Annotated in this window: 9 protein-coding genes, 1 tRNA gene and 1 pseudogene; 3 read left to right on the top strand and 8 right to left on the bottom strand. The window is 64.4% G+C overall.

The window, feature by feature from the left end; translation table 11 throughout:
• Positions 1–2: 2 nt before the first annotated feature.
• Complete coding sequence (locus BLS42_RS12960) at positions 3–1,139, bottom strand: FAD-dependent oxidoreductase (RefSeq protein WP_090581773.1); 1,137 nt, start codon at positions 1,137–1,139, stop codon at positions 3–5.
• Between the two features lie 403 nt (positions 1,140–1,542).
• Between BLS42_RS12960 and BLS42_RS12965 the strand changes: the two genes are divergently transcribed.
• A complete protein-coding gene (locus BLS42_RS12965) occupies positions 1,543–1,848 on the top strand; it encodes a hypothetical protein (RefSeq protein ID WP_090581775.1) in 306 nt (101 codons plus the stop codon).
• Positions 1,849–2,331: 483 nt separating this feature from the next.
• Here the strand turns inward: BLS42_RS12965 and BLS42_RS12970 are convergent.
• Together BLS42_RS12970 and BLS42_RS12975 are read right to left on the bottom strand one after the other, a co-directional pair.
• Positions 2,332–2,493 (bottom strand): annotated as a pseudogene (locus BLS42_RS12970) (recombinase family protein); the annotation flags it as partial.
• Positions 2,494–3,040: 547 nt separating this feature from the next.
• Complete coding sequence (locus BLS42_RS12975; RefSeq protein WP_090581777.1) at positions 3,041–3,418, bottom strand: hypothetical protein; 378 nt, start codon at positions 3,416–3,418, stop codon at positions 3,041–3,043.
• 705 nt (positions 3,419–4,123) lie between these two features.
• Between BLS42_RS12975 and BLS42_RS12980 the strand changes: the two genes are divergently transcribed.
• Positions 4,124–4,384 carry a hypothetical protein gene (locus BLS42_RS12980; protein ID WP_090581779.1) on the top strand — a complete coding sequence of 87 codons (261 nt, stop codon included), beginning with the start codon at positions 4,124–4,126 and terminating at the stop codon, positions 4,382–4,384.
• 24 nt (positions 4,385–4,408) lie between these two features.
• Here the strand turns inward: BLS42_RS12980 and BLS42_RS20615 are convergent, their stop codons facing one another.
• Positions 4,409–4,747, bottom strand: coding sequence for a tyrosine-type recombinase/integrase (locus tag BLS42_RS20615; RefSeq protein WP_256336461.1), 339 nt, complete (start codon positions 4,745–4,747; stop codon positions 4,409–4,411).
• Between the two features lie 877 nt (positions 4,748–5,624).
• Positions 5,625–5,706 (bottom strand) — tRNA-Leu (locus BLS42_RS12990).
• A 205-nt stretch (positions 5,707–5,911) separates the two neighbouring features.
• Here BLS42_RS12990 and BLS42_RS12995 point away from each other — a divergent pair.
• Complete coding sequence (locus tag BLS42_RS12995) at positions 5,912–6,517, top strand: ANTAR domain-containing response regulator (protein WP_090581781.1); 606 nt, start codon at positions 5,912–5,914, stop codon at positions 6,515–6,517.
• 130 nt (positions 6,518–6,647) lie between these two features.
• On the opposite strand, the gene pyk is transcribed toward BLS42_RS12995, so the two are convergent.
• The 3 genes from pyk to gltB form a co-directional block, all read right to left on the bottom strand.
• Complete coding sequence (pyk, locus tag BLS42_RS13000; RefSeq protein ID WP_090581783.1) at positions 6,648–8,150, bottom strand: pyruvate kinase; 1,503 nt, start codon at positions 8,148–8,150, stop codon at positions 6,648–6,650.
• A gap of 69 nt (positions 8,151–8,219) precedes the next feature.
• On the bottom strand, positions 8,220–9,677 hold the full coding sequence (locus BLS42_RS13005) for a glutamate synthase subunit beta (RefSeq protein ID WP_090581785.1): 1,458 nt from the start codon (positions 9,675–9,677) through the stop codon (positions 8,220–8,222).
• Positions 9,670–14,286: a glutamate synthase large subunit gene (gltB, locus tag BLS42_RS13010; RefSeq protein ID WP_090581787.1), complete on the bottom strand. Its 4,617-nt coding sequence runs from the start codon at positions 14,284–14,286 to the stop codon at positions 9,670–9,672. Before gltB ends, BLS42_RS13005 begins: the two co-directional genes overlap by 8 nt.
• Positions 14,287–14,309 lie beyond the last annotated feature (23 nt).

The raw sequence follows: 14,309 nt of genomic DNA on the forward strand, positions 1-14,309 counted from the left end.
ACTTAGCGCTGAGAATCTGCGGTTCGCTGCTTGTTCCGAAAGGGGAGCGCGTTCAACACCGCATTGCGCATCGTGATGCCCGATTGGGTCTTGGGTACGAGGAGGCGCGATGCGATGCCGGCGCCCCGTAGTAGCGGTCGGACGTGTTTGCGGTGCGTGTGTTCATAGCCGCCGAAAGCAGCGGTGTGGTCGCCCGGATGGGCGGCAATCGCGTCGGCGAGGGTCTTGGCACCTACGATCGCGCTGCTGGAGCCTTCACCGAACAGCGAGATGCAACTCGCCGCGTCACCGAGCAGCACCACGCGACCGGCACTCCACTGCGGTACGTCCACGCGGGTGACGGCGTCGAAGTACCTATCGCTGGACGCGCCCCATTCCTCGAGCGCGAGCGTGGTGAGCCATCTGCCGCCGGCGTAGGTGGACTCGACGAGGCGTCTTCCTTGTTCCGCGTCGCGGTGGTCGAAATCGCGCTGCCCACGGAAGATGAATGCGAAACCGGGCTTTCCGCCCGCCGGATGGATGGTCAAGGAGGTTCCCGGTTCGTTGTACAGCAGCACGGTGAGTGGATCCTCGATCGGCACAGGGGCGGGCACGGTGCCCACGAACATGCCGAATTGGCGGGAAAAACGTTCTTCGGGGCCGAAGGCCACGCGCCGAACGGTGGAGTGGAGTCCGTCGGCTCCTACGACCAGGTCGAAGCGACGGGAAGGGGTCCGCTGAAACTCGACGTCGATTCCGCCGCCGTCTTGGTGCAGGGCTGTGATCGAGTCGTCCCGGATGATGAGGCTGTTCTCCCGGGCCTTCTCGAGCAACAGGCCGACGAGTTCATTGCGCGCGACCTCGACCTCCTGGTGGCGGTCGACGCGTTGGCGCGTGCGGATCGTGGCCTGTGGCCGCCCGTCGGCGTCGACGAAGACCAGGCGTTCGACACCGGTGGCTGCCTCCTCCAGGCGCCGCCAGATGCCCATTTGCCGTGCAATTGCGACCGCTCCTCCGCGTACGTCGACAGGGTTGCCGCTAGATCGTGTGTCGGCCGCTCGTTCCACAATCGTGACCGACCAACCGGCCTTCGCCAGCCAGTACGCGGCGGTCGAGCCGGCAATCCCGCCGCCGGAGACCAGTACGCTTCGATCCACCATGCCCCCCATTCAAGCACTCAACACCAGAGGTGAGTCCGCTTCCCTGGGGATTCCACATCGGGAACTCCTCTGGATCGAGATGCGTTCTCGGACGCATCTGCTTTACTACCTGAATTCCCGCCCGCACGAGGTCCCGGTTGCGGGCGCCGGCGCTGTGGTTTGGTGGCGCCGTGGTGGAGGTCTGGCCGGCGTGACTGTGCCTGCACGGGAAGGTCTCTTGTTCTCTCGCTTGGGGTCCCGGCCAAAAGATTGTTCGATAAATCACTTTTATGCCGCGGGTTCCGCTACCCTCATCGGAGGATTAGGGGAAAAATATGCTGGAAATCGCTCTGACCTGCACAAACGCGACCTTGAGCGTGGACGCGGAGGCACATTGCACCTGAGGTGGATTCCGGGCTCTGCGGTGTCCGCAGCCGACTCTGACGCGGTCATCGCCGCCGTCCAGGGCGTGTCCGGAGCCAGCCTTCAGCCTATGCTGGTCGAGGTCGTGGACGTGTGCATGAGTCCCGGGGCGAGAGAGACGCTGTTGGGGATGCGGTTTGTTTCCGCCGTCGCCCTGGTCGGCGCCACGGGGGTCGACCGGGTGATGGCCGCGGCATTGCTGCGGGAGCAGGAGTGCCCGCACGGATACTTCACGTCCGTGGATGACGCCAGGGAATGGCTGAGTCGACTGCCGGTTCCGCATGAGTTGGAAGAATCCGGCGTCTAGCGGGGCGACGAAGCGGGGAGACCGGCCCGGGTGCAGATCCTCTTAAAGGCGGAAGGGCCGGCGCCGCTGGGCGCCGGCCCTTCCTGATGTTCCCTTGGGCAAAGGAAATATGTGGTTCAGCTTAGCTAATGGGTTTGTGGTGCTGCCACGGCCCGGGAACCTCGCTGTTCCTGGTCCCGCGGTTGGAAAGTCCGCCGGTCCCGTTGTCGCGGTTAAATGGCGGTCCGTCGCTGGTGAGTGGCTGCTGTGGTTCGCCTTGGGCGGCGGACCGCCCGACCTCCGGGAGGTTCCGGGTCCTGCTGGGGTGAGTGACCCGGGCGGCCGCATTGGGGGATCAGCCGCCCGGCTCACTGTCCGGATACTTGGTGTCGATGGTGTGCTTGTTCATGATGATCTGCTCCACGGCGCTGGCCGTGTAGCCCCAAATGATGAGCTGGTGCAGGTAGCGGAAGTGCCGCTTCTCGGCGCTCCGCCATGAGTCCTAGCCTCACGGAGTCCGGGGCGTACCCGATTCACTCCGGTAAGTCCGTGATCGACGAAGATCTGGGCGTCCTCTACACCCAAAGCAAGGACGGCATTGCGTTGGGCGGTAAGGTCCTGGTCGTTTGTCGAGACGCGGGCATAGCCGATCTTCATTCCAGTCATAACAAACATGGTTGCAGTAATCCCCCATCATCGTGCATTTGATCGTGCGGGCCTTACGTACATGGCCTGGCCAGCAATCGCCCGGAACGTGTGTCACTTTGCGAAGTCGTCTGCACGGAATGTCAACACTCGTCTGCACTTGCTCTAGGACGTCGCCGAGGATCACGGTTAGGGGCCAATCAATGTGTCCTGCCTGTCGGGGCGACCTGTTCGTTCGACGGGCGGCCAATTCTGCGGCTCCACATTTGCTGGCTTTAGAGTTGCCCCCCCCGGTCTTCAAAACCCAGTCGAAGATAGGGGCTGGGTTCCACACCCTCGGACGCTCAAAACTAACCCCGCCTTGCCGAAGTCCGCCTCTTCGAAGGGGATTTCACCGCTGAAGTCCGCCCCGTTGAACGAGGTGTTTTCGCCGCTGAAGGTCGCCCGGTCGAAGGTGGTTTGGCGGCTCCGGGTCACCAGGGTTCACAGGCAGGGGTCATTGATCTCTTGCACGGTGATGCTGCTCCCACGCACGTGTGTCGGCGTCACACGGAGTGTGGTGCGGGATTTAGCTGGCGGGCGTCTTGGGCGACCCCGGCGTGATCGAAATCGGCATGCAGAACCTTAGCTGGCCCCCGGATCCGTCGTTGATGCAGTCGAGCGACACATCCTCGTCATCGGTGTGGAGAATGACGTTCGACATCCCGCGCTTACCTTGATTGAAGGTGAGTTCAACGGTGCCATCAGGAGAAGTACAGCGGTAGGCGGTATTCCAGACGCTGTTGTCTTCGCACCGTTTGAGCTTTTGAGTCGCGCCGTCCTCATCGACGTACTCCCAGTCCTTGTCTCGGTACTCGCCGACCTGAATGGCGGAGTGCGGGACTGCGCGAGCGTCATCACGTGTGAATGGGCGCTCACAGGCCGCTAGCGTGAGCGCAACCCCCATCAAGACAGCTGCTGTGGCGCAGCGATGTAATCCCACCCGCGCATCCCCCTCTTTCTTGCCCAGCCGGGCCCTAGCCCACAGCTATCGTTGCAATCAGAAAATATGCGCTTACGGAGACTTCATATACGAAGGCCGGGGCTTCAGCCCAACAGAATCGCGCCAACAAATAGTCACAGACCATGACGGAATCTTCATCGTTCACCCAGATGATGTGGCCGCCTATGCAGCAACCCACGACGTGCGAGCACTTAGGTACTGGGCAAAAACCCCGACCCTTGGCCTACCAGCGAAGAACTTCGGGGAGGTGAAAGGACTGACCTTCAATCGTGTTCTTATTTTCCCGACTTCAGGCATCGGCGACTTCGTCAAATCGCAAAAAAGCATGGCACCGGACACACAAGCCAAGTTCTATGTTGGTGTGACCCGAGCAAGGCACAGCGTGGGGATTGTCCTGGATTCACCAGGATCTAGCGGGATTCCCAGATGGACACCATGAGCAACTGTTGGTGCATGTATCGCTGTCGTGCTCTGGGCGAGGCATCCTCCTCCAATTGGACAATCACGGGCGAATAAGACAGCTTGATTGACTGGTCCGTTCCGACCCGGAGATGTCTTCACCATGCTCTAGACTCCAGAACGGGTCATGCCCTGACCGGCTCAACAACACATGAACTGCCAAGTGAACGACGCGACATGGGAGTTTCAATGGACCTTGAGTTCTATGAGCCGGCCGAGGCGGCGGCCCTCATGCGGTGCACCGAGGCTTGGCTGCGGGAGGGCGCGGCCAGCGGCAAATTCCCGCACGTCTGCTGGGGCAAGGGAAAGATCATCTTCACCTCAGAGCACATCGCGGAGATCGCCCGGCTGCGCGAGGTCCCGGTGCATGCCGGTTCAACCCCGCAGGAACGCTTGATCGGCACCAGGGCACGGCGCCGCCTCGCGCCGGTCAGCAACCAGCAAACCTGACCGCGGCGGGGCCAAAGTCGAATGTCAGCGCGTGAAGCCCGTAATCGACCTCTCAGTGGCATCAGCGCCGGCCTGCAGCGCCTCGGGCATCAGGTGGCCATAGACCTGCTCCGTAGTGCGGGTTGAGGCGTGGCCAAGGCGTCGGGAGATCGTAAACAGAGACACACCGTCCTGGATCAGCCAGGACGCATGCGTGTGCTGGAGGTCATGAATGCGGGGCGACTTCTTCAGCCCATGTGCCTGAGCCGCTTGGACCGCAGGAACCCAGTAGTGGTGCCAATAGAGCTTGTGGATAATCCGCTCGCCCTTAGGTGTCGAAAACAGGAGTTCATCGCCAGGACGGCTGGCCGCGAGCGGTACCAAGAGTTCGACCAGCCCACGGTTGAGACCGATAGTCCGCTGCCCGCGCCGGTCTTGGTGGCTCCGATGTAGTACTGCGACTCACCGTCCCGTTTCCAGGCCTTGTTGATCCGCACCGTGGGCGGTTTGGAGAGCAAATCGACGTCGGCCACTTTGAGTGCCGTCGGTTCCCCAAATCTGGTTCCTGTCATGACCAGGAAGTTCGTGAAGGTCTTGTACCGCTCCCCCATGACTTCAAGGATCATGTTGTACTCGGAACGCGTGAGGAACATGGCTTCGTCTTCAGCCTTGTCGATACTCGGCAGCTGAACACCACGGCACGGATTCCGAGGGATATAGCGCAGCATTTCTGCAGTGTTCATTGCTGCAGAGATGAGGCCATGAACGTTGTGGATCGTCTTCGGAGACTTGCCCTTCGCCATCATCGACTTAGCCCAATGGTTGAGGTGCCGATAGTCGAGCTTGTCCACGGGAATGTGACCAATGACGTTCCTGATGTGAAGGTCCAGCATCACCTGGTACGTCCTGGTGGTTCCGCTGGACGGCCGGATCGGCAGGTCGATATGTCCCTGGACAACCTCGGCGACCGTGGGCACCGTGGCCTGGTTGGAAAGTATGGCCTGCTGGGCAATCGCGAAGGACTGCCCGTTCGCATCCAGCAAGCGCTTGAGGGTTTCGGCCGCCGCCTGCGTTGCGACAGTCAGGCCTTGATTCTTACGCGTTCCCGGATCACGCCAGCGCACCATGAACGACTTGGAACCGTCTTTTTTCACGCGGGCGCTTGATGCTGGCCACAGCAAAATGCTACGCCACTGTACACACTTTTTGTAGTTTTGTACACATTCAGCGACCCGAAGGCCGCTGACCTGCGGAAACACTGTGCCCGAGGTGGGACTCGAACCCACACACCTTTCGATACCGCATTTTGAGTGCGGCGCGTCTGCCAATTCCGCCACTCGGGCGCGGAGTACACCGGTGTAACAATCACTCAACCACAGTGCTGTGAGCAACGCGATCGCTTCCAGTGCGCGGAATTACTCTACATGCAGATAGGCTGAATTCCAGAATCGCGCCAGTGACGCCGCATCGAACCAAACCGGTCCAAGTACATCGGCGGACGAAACCTATGATGGTGTAGTTCCCGCCGTACCTTTCCAAGGAGTTCCCGTGTCAGAACAGACGGAGTCATCCCCCACTTCCCAGCCGGCTCGCCGCGTTGTTGTCGCCGAGGATGAAACCCTCATCCGCCTGGACATCATCGAGATCCTGCGGGGTGAAGGCTACGACGTCGTAGGCGAGGCGGACAACGGCGAAAAGGCCGTCCAGCTCGCCGAGGAGCTCAAGCCCGACCTTGTCCTGATGGACGTCAAGATGCCCGTCATGGACGGCATCTCGGCCGCCGAGAAGATCGTCAAGGCCCGGATCGCCCCTGTGGTGCTGCTGACGGCCTTCAGCCAGAAGGAACTCGTGGAGCGCGCCCGCGACGCCGGGGCGATGGCGTATGTGGTCAAGCCCTTCACCCCGGCGGACCTCATTCCGGCTTTGGAGATCGCGCTGTCCCGCCACGAAGAAATCAAGGCCCTCGAGAGCGAGGTCACCGACCTGCAGGAGCAGTTCGCCACCCGCAAGCTCGTGGAGCGCGCCAAGAGCCTCCTGACCACCAAGATGGGCCTGACGGAGCCGGAGGCCTTCCGCTGGATCCAGAAGACGTCGATGGACCGCCGCCTCAGCATGCGCGAGGTTGCCGAAACCATCATCAACCAGGTCAACTAGCCGCACCGCGGCCGCACACCCCAAAGCACCAAGGCCGCGCACCGCGAAGCACCAAACCACCAAACCACCAAAAAGGGAGGATCTCCGCCAACCGGCGGAGATCCTCCCTTTTGCGTTCAAGCTTTCAGAACTAGGCCTGGGCCCGGTTCTTCTTCTTCTTTTCCGGCCACGGGCCGACCTTGTCCTTGGCCACGGCTGGTTCGCCCTGGCCGCCGAAGTCGGCGAGGTCGCCCACCTTGTGGACCTTCAGCAGGTTCGTCGAACCGGCCTTTCCGGGAGGCGAACCGGCGGCGATGACCACCAGGTCACCGTCCTCGACGACCTTCAGCTCCAGCAGGCTGCGGTCAACCTGGGCCGTCATCTCGTCGGTGTGGCCGACCATCGGGACCAGGACCGGCTGGATGCCCCACGTCAGCGCGAGCTGGTTCCAGACGTGCTCCACCGGGGTGAAGGCGAAGACCGGCTTGATGGGGCGCAACCGCGAGAGGCGGCGTGCCGAGTCACCGGACTGGGTGAAGGTACAGATGTACTTCGCTTCCAGCTGGTCGGCGATCTCGACGGCGGCCCGGGTGATGGCACCGCCGCGGGTCTTGGGCTTGGTGCCCAACGGGGGAACGCGCTCCAGGCCGTGCTCTTCGGTGGACTCGATGATCCGGGCCATGGTCTTGACCGTCTCGATCGGGAACTTGCCCACGCTGGTCTCGCCGGACAGCATCACCGCGTCGGCACCGTCGAGCACCGCGTTGGCGCAGTCGGAGGCCTCGGCGCGGGTCGGGCGCGGGTTCTCGATCATGGACTCGAGGACCTGGGTGGCCACGATGACCGGCTTGGCCCAGCGGCGGGCCAGTTCGATGGCGCGCTTCTGGACGATCGGCACTTCCTCGAGGGGAAGCTCCACGCCGAGGTCGCCACGGGCCACCATGATGGCGTCGAAGGCGTCGATGATCTCGTGCAGCTGCTCCACGGCCTGCGGCTTCTCAATCTTGGCGATCACCGGCACGCGGCGGCCTTCTTCGTCCATGATCTCGTGGACGCGCTTGATGTCCGAGGCATCCCGGACGAAGGACAGGGCAACCATGTCCACGCCGCGGCGCATGGCCCAGCGCAGATCGTCCTCGTCCTTTTCGCTCAGCGCCGGCACGTTGACCGCAACGCCGGGCAGGTTGATGCCCTTGTTGTTGGAAACCCAGCCGCCAACAATCACCTGGGCAACCACCTTGACGTCGTCGACGTCGATCGCGCGGAGGGCGACCTTGCCGTCGTCGATCAGCAGGGCATCGCCGGGGTTGACGTCCTCGGTGAGGCTCTTGAGCGTGGTGGAGCAGATGTCCTTGGTGCCGGGCACGTCCTCGGTGGTGATCGTGAACGTGTCACCGACCTCCAGGAGGTGCGGTCCGTCGACGAAGCGGCCCAGGCGAATCTTCGGGCCCTGCAGGTCGGCCATGATCGCCACGGCCTTGCCGAGCTGGGCCGCTGCCTTGCGGACGTTCTCGTAGGTGTTGTCGTGCACGGAGTAATCGCCGTGGCTCATGTTCATGCGTGCCACGTCGACGCCGGCTTCCAGCACTGCAAGCGTGTTCTCAAAGCTTGCGATTGCCGGTCCGAAAGTGGCCACGATTTTAGCGCGTCTCATATACCTACCCTAGTGGTCTGTTGCATGGATTAAGTTGAAGTGCGGATGAATCACGGAGGTCCTGTTGGACTACAGAACTGCCATCGCACGGTCGGTCGGCGCCACGGGTGCCGGCAGAATGGTGCTGCCCATCAGGAACTTGTCCACCGCTGCCGCGCAGGCGCGCCCTTCGGCGATGGCCCAGACGATCAGCGACTGGCCGCGGCCGGCGTCCCCGGCGACAAAGATGCCTTCAGTGTTGGTCATGTAGTAGCCGTCCCGGGCCACGTTGCCGCGGCCGTCGAAGTCGGCCTGGACCTGGTCGGTGATCCCGGCCCGCTCTGGGCCGGTGAAGCCCAGGGACAGGAGGACGAGGTCCGCGGGGATGATTCGCTCGGTGCCGGCCTTCGGGAGGCGCTTGCCGTCGACGAATTCCGTCTCCGCCACCTTGACGCCGGTGAGTTTGCCGTTTTCCCCGACGAACTCCACGGTGGAAGCGAGGTAGGTGCGTTCGCCGCCTTCCTCGTGCGCGCTGGCGACCTCGAACAAGGTGGGGAACGTCGGCCACGGCTGGTGGCCGGCACGCTCGACGGGCGGCTGCTTGCCGATCGCGAGGGTGGTCACGGATGCGGCCTGGTGCCGGTGCGCGGTCCCGAGGCAGTCGGCTCCGGTGTCGCCACCGCCGAGGATCACCACGTGCTTGCCAGCGGCGTTGATCTGGTTCTCCACGGTCTCCCCCGCCACCACCCGGTTGGCCGGGACGAGGTAGTCCATGGCGAAGTGGACGCCCTCGAACTCGCGGCCCGGGATCGGCAGGTCACGCGGGACGGTGGCGCCGGTGGCGATCACGACGGCGTCGTACCGGCGGCGCAACTGCTCCCACGTCACGTCGGTGCCGATGGCCACGCCGGTGCGGAACCGGGTGCCTTCGGCCTTCATCTGCTCCAGCCGGCGGTCCACCTGCTCTTTTTCCATCTTGAAGTCGGGGATCCCGTAGCGCAGGAGTCCGCCGATCTTGTCGTCGCGCTCGTAAACGGCCACGGTGTGCCCCACCCGGGTCAGCTGCTGGGCGACGGCGAGCCCGGCGGGGCCGGAACCGACGACGGCGACCGTCTTGCCGGTCAGTCGCGCCGGCGGCAGGGGGTTAACCCAGCCGTTCTCGAAGGCCTGGTCCACGATGGATACCTCGACCTGCTTGATGGTCACCGCGGGCTGGTTGATGCCCAGCACGCACGACGCCTCGCAGGGGGCCGGGCACAGCCGGCCGGTGAACTCGGGGAAGTTGTTGGTGGCGTGCAGCCGCTCCATCGCTTCCTCGCCCTTGTCCCGCCAGATGAGGTCGTTCCATTCCGGAATGAGGTTGCCCAGCGGGCAACCCTGGTGGCAGAACGGGATGCCGCAGTCCATGCAGCGGCCGGCCTGGCTCTTCAGGACACCCTTTTCCTGGGCCTCGTAGACCTCTTTCCAGTCCATGATGCGGACCGGGACGGGACGGCGGGGCTGGGTTTCGCGCTGACGTACTTTCAGAAATCCGCGTGGATCAGCCACCGGTCACCTCCAGGATTCGAGACCAAACTTCTTCGCCGTCGGGGTCCAGGCCCTCTTCGATGGCGTCAAGACGGGTTTGCAGGACGGCCGCGTAGTCGCGCGGCAGCACCTTGGTGATGCGGGCTGCGGTGTCATCGAAGTTTTCGAGGAGCCGTGCCGCGAGCAGCGATTCGGTTTCCTCGAGGTGCTTGACGAGCAGCGCGTGGACGATGTCGCGGTCCTCGGCGTCGAGCTCGAGCAGCTGCAGCTCGCCGGACTCGAGGGCCTGCTTGTTGACGCGTTCGGTCTGCAGGTCCAGCACATAAGCCGTGCCACCGGACATGCCGGCACCGAAGTTGCGGCCAGTGCGGCCGATGATGAGCGTCTGGCCGCCGGTCATGTACTCGCAGCCGTGGTCCCCGATGCCCTCGGCCACCGCGGTGGCGCCCGAGTTGCGGACCATGAAGCGTTCGCCCACCTGGCCGCGCAGGAACATTTCACCGCTCGTGGCGCCATAGCCGATCACGTTGCCCGCGATCACGTTGCGTTCGGCCGGGAAAACGTTGGTGCGGTCCGGCCGGACGATGATGCGGCCGCCGGACAGTCCCTTGCCGACGTAGTCGTTGGAGTCGCCGAACATGCGCAGCGTGATGCCGGCCGGCAGGAACGCCCCGAGTGACTGGCCGGCGGTGCCATTGAGCGTGATGTCAATGGTGTCCGTGGCCAGGACGTCGGTGCTGAAGGTCTTCGTGACGACGTGGCCGAGCATGGTGCCGACGGAGCGGTCCGTGTTGATGACGTTCACGGAGATCTTCACCGGCGTGCGGTCACTCAGCGCTTCGGCTGCCATGGCGATCAGGCGTTGGTCGAAGTGCTTGTCGAGTTCGTGGTTCTGGCCGGTGAGGTTGCGCAGCGGCGCGTCCTTGTCGAACTCGAGGCCGTGCAGGATCGGATCCAGGTCCAGCCCTTCGGCCTTCCAGTGGTTGATCGCGTCGCGGGAGTCGAGCATCTCGGCATGGCCGATCGCCTCCTCGATGCTGCGGAAACCCAGTTCCGCGAGGATTTCGCGGACTTCCTCGGCCAGGAATTCGAAGAAATTCACCACGAATTCGGGCTTGCCGTTGAACCTGGAGCGCAGCTCGGGGTTCTGCGTCGCGACGCCGACCGGGCAGGTGTCCAGGTGGCAGACGCGCATCATGATGCAGCCGGAGACCACCAGCGGAGCGGTGGCGAAACCAAATTCCTCGCCGCCGAGCAGCGCGGCGATCACGACGTCGCGGCCGGTCTTGAGCTGCCCATCGACCTGCACCACCACACGGTCACGCAGGCCGTTGAGCATGAGGGTCTGCTGGGTCTCGGCGAGGCCGAGTTCCCACGGGACACCGGCGTGCTTGAGCGAGTTCAGCGGGGAGGCGCCCGTACCGCCGTCGTGTCCGGAAACCAGCACGACGTCGGCCTTGGCCTTGGTGACGCCGGCCGCCACGGTGCCGATCCCGACCTCGGAGACGAGCTTGACGTGCACCCGGGCCGAGGGGTTGGCGCGCTTGGCGTCGTAGATCAGCTGCGCGAGATCCTCGATCGAGTAGATGTCGTGGTGCGGGGGCGGCGAAATCAGGCCGACGCCGGGGGTCGAGTGCCGCGTGCGGGCCACCCAGGGGTAGACCTTCTGCGCCATCAGCTGGCCGCCTTCGCCGGGCTTGGCACCCTGCGCCATCTTGATCTGGATGTCGTCCGCGTTGGACAGGTACAGGCTGGTGACGCCGAAGCGGCCGGAGGCGATCTGCTTGACCGCGGAACGGCGGGTGGGATCGAGCAGGCGGTCCACGTCCTCGCCGCCTTCACCGGTGTTCGACTTGCCGCCCAACCGGTTCATGGCGATCGCCAGGGTCTCGTGGGCTTCCTTGGAGATGGAGCCGTAGCTCATGGCGCCGGTGGAGAACCGCTTTACGATGCTGGAAACCGGTTCCACTTCCTCAAGCGGCACCGCGGGACGGGAACCGGCCTTGAACTTCAGCAGCCCGCGCAGGGTCATGAGGTTCTCGGACTGGTCGTCAACGCCGCGGGTGTAGGCCTTGAAGATGTCGTAGCGGCGTTCACGCGTGGCGTGCTGGAGCCGGAAGACGGTTTCCGGGTTGAACAGGTGGGGTTCGCCGTCGCGGCGCCACTGGTATTCGCCGCCGCCGAGCAGGGGCTGGTGCGGCAGTTCGATGCCGTTCTCGGGGTAGGCCATGCGGTGCCGTGCCAGGACTTCGGCGGCAATGACATCGAGGCCGACGCCGCCGAGCTGGGAATGGGTGCCGGAGAAGTACTCGTCCACCAGGTCCTGGCCGAGGCCGAGCGCTTCGAAGGTCTGGGCACCGGTGTAGGAGGCCACGGTGGAGATGCCCATCTTGGACATGATCTTCAGGACGCCCTTGCCGAGGCCCTTGATCAGGTTGTAGACGCCGTCCTGCGGGGTGACCCCCACGACGTCGCCGGAGGCGATGAGCTGCTCCACGGATTCCATGGCCAGGTACGGGTTCACGGCGGAGGCGCCGTAGCCGATGAGTACGGCCACGTGGTGCGTCTCGCGGACGTCGCCGGCCTCCACCACGAGGGCGGTCTTGGTCCGGTTGGCGCTGCGCAGCAGGTGGTGGTGAACGGCGCTGACGAGCAGCAGGGACGGGATCGGCGCCCACTGGGCGTTCGAGTCACGGTCCGAGAGCACCACGTACTGGACGCCGCGGTTGATGGCGCCGGAGACCTGCTCGCAGATTTCGGTGAGCCGGGCGCGGAGGGCGTTCTCGCCGCCTTCCGGGCGGTACAGTCCGCGGACCTTCATGGCGACCCTGCCGCCGTCGGCGCTCTCGATGTTCGCGATCTTGGCGAGCTGGTCGTTGTTGATCACGGGGAAAGGCAGCGAGACCTGCGGCTGCCGGACCTGTTTGGTGTCCAGCAGGTTGCCGTTCGGGCCGATTGCGCACGTCAGGGACGTGACGAGCTCTTCACGGATGGCGTCCAGCGGCGGGTTGGTGACCTGCGCGAAGGACTGCACGAAGTAGTCGAAGAGCAGCCGCGGGCGCTTGGACAGCACAGCCACGGGAGTGTCGGAGCCCATGGCGCCGAGCGGTTCGGCGCCGGTGCGGGCCATCGGGCCCAGCAGGATCTTCAGTTCCTCGGTGGTGTAGCCGAAGGTCCGCTGGCGGATGTTGACCGAGGCGGCGGTGTGCACGACGTGCTCGCGTTCGGGCAGGTGGTTGAGGTCGATCAGGTTTTCCTTGACCCAGTCGGCCCAGGGATTCGCGGCGGCGACCTCGGCCTTGACCTCGGCGTCGTCGATAATCCGGCCGGCCCCGGTGTCCACCAGGAACATCTTGCCCGGCGAGACGCGGCCCTTCTTGACCACTTTGGAGGGTTCGACGTCGATCACGCCGACCTCGGAGGCGAAGATAATGAGGCCGTCTTCGGTGATCCAGTACCGGCCCGGGCGCAGCCCGTTGCGGTCCAGCGTGGCGCCGACCAGGTTGCCGTCCGTGAAGGAGACGGCCGCCGGGCCGTCCCACGGCTCCATGAGCATCGAGTGGTACTCGTAGAAGGCGCGGCGGGCCGGATCCATGGTGGCGTGGTTTTCCCAGGCCTCCGGGATCATCATCATGATCGAGTGCGTGATGGGCCGGCCGGAGAGCCAGAGCAGCTCCGCAACCTCATCGAACGAGGCCGAGTCCGAGGCGCCCGGGGTGCAGATCGGGTACAGCTCTTCGGGTGAGTCCCCGAGCAGCCGGCTGGACAGCTGCGACTGCCGTGCCCGCATCCAGTTGCGGTTGCCCTTGACCGTGTTGATCTCACCGTTGTGCGCGATCGTGCGGAACGGCTGGGCCAGGGGCCAGGACGGGAACGTGTTGGTGGAGAAGCGCGAGTGGACGATCGCGAGCTTGGTCTTGAAGCGCTTGTCCGAAAGGTCCGGGTAGAACGGCTCCAGCTGCGCGGTGGTGAGCATGCCCTTGTAGACGATGGTCCGGGAGGACAGCGACGGGAAGTACACGCCGAACTTGTTCTGGGCGCGCTTGCGGATCCGCCAGGCGCGGGAATCGAGCTCGTTGCGCTCGAGGGTTTCGCCGCTGCTGGAAGCGAAGAACGGCTGCGCAAAGTACGGCATGCAAGCCCGGGCCATGGCCCCGACCAGGTCGGCCACGATCGGGACTTCGCGCCAGCCAAGGACGGTCAGGCCCTCGTCCGCGGCGAGGCCTTCGATGCCGGACCGGGCGGCGTCGGATTCGCGCTGCTCGGCGGGCAGGAACGCCGTTCCGACGATGTATTGGCCGGGGGCCGGAAGTTCGAAGTCTGTGACCGCGCGGAAGAATTCGTCCGGCACCTGCATGAGGAGGCCGGCGCCGTCGCCGGTACCTTCATCGGCGCCCACGGCACCGCGGTGCTCGAGATTGCGCAGGGCGGTCAGGGCGGCGTCGACGATGTCATAGCCGGGTTCGCCGCGGAGCGTGGCGATGATGGCCAGGCCGCAGGCGTCCTTCTCGTTCTCCGGGTTGTAGAGACCGGCAGCGGCTGGAATCGCCGCGAACCGGCTGAAGGGTGACGCGGCAGCCGGGGTCGGGTCCGGATCGGACCAGCTGGGGCTGTGAAGAGTTTGGGTCATTGGAGACGTCCTTCCTCCTGATC

This window comes from Arthrobacter sp. ov407 (genome assembly GCF_900102895.1).
Classification (GTDB): domain Bacteria; phylum Actinomycetota; class Actinomycetes; order Actinomycetales; family Micrococcaceae; genus Arthrobacter.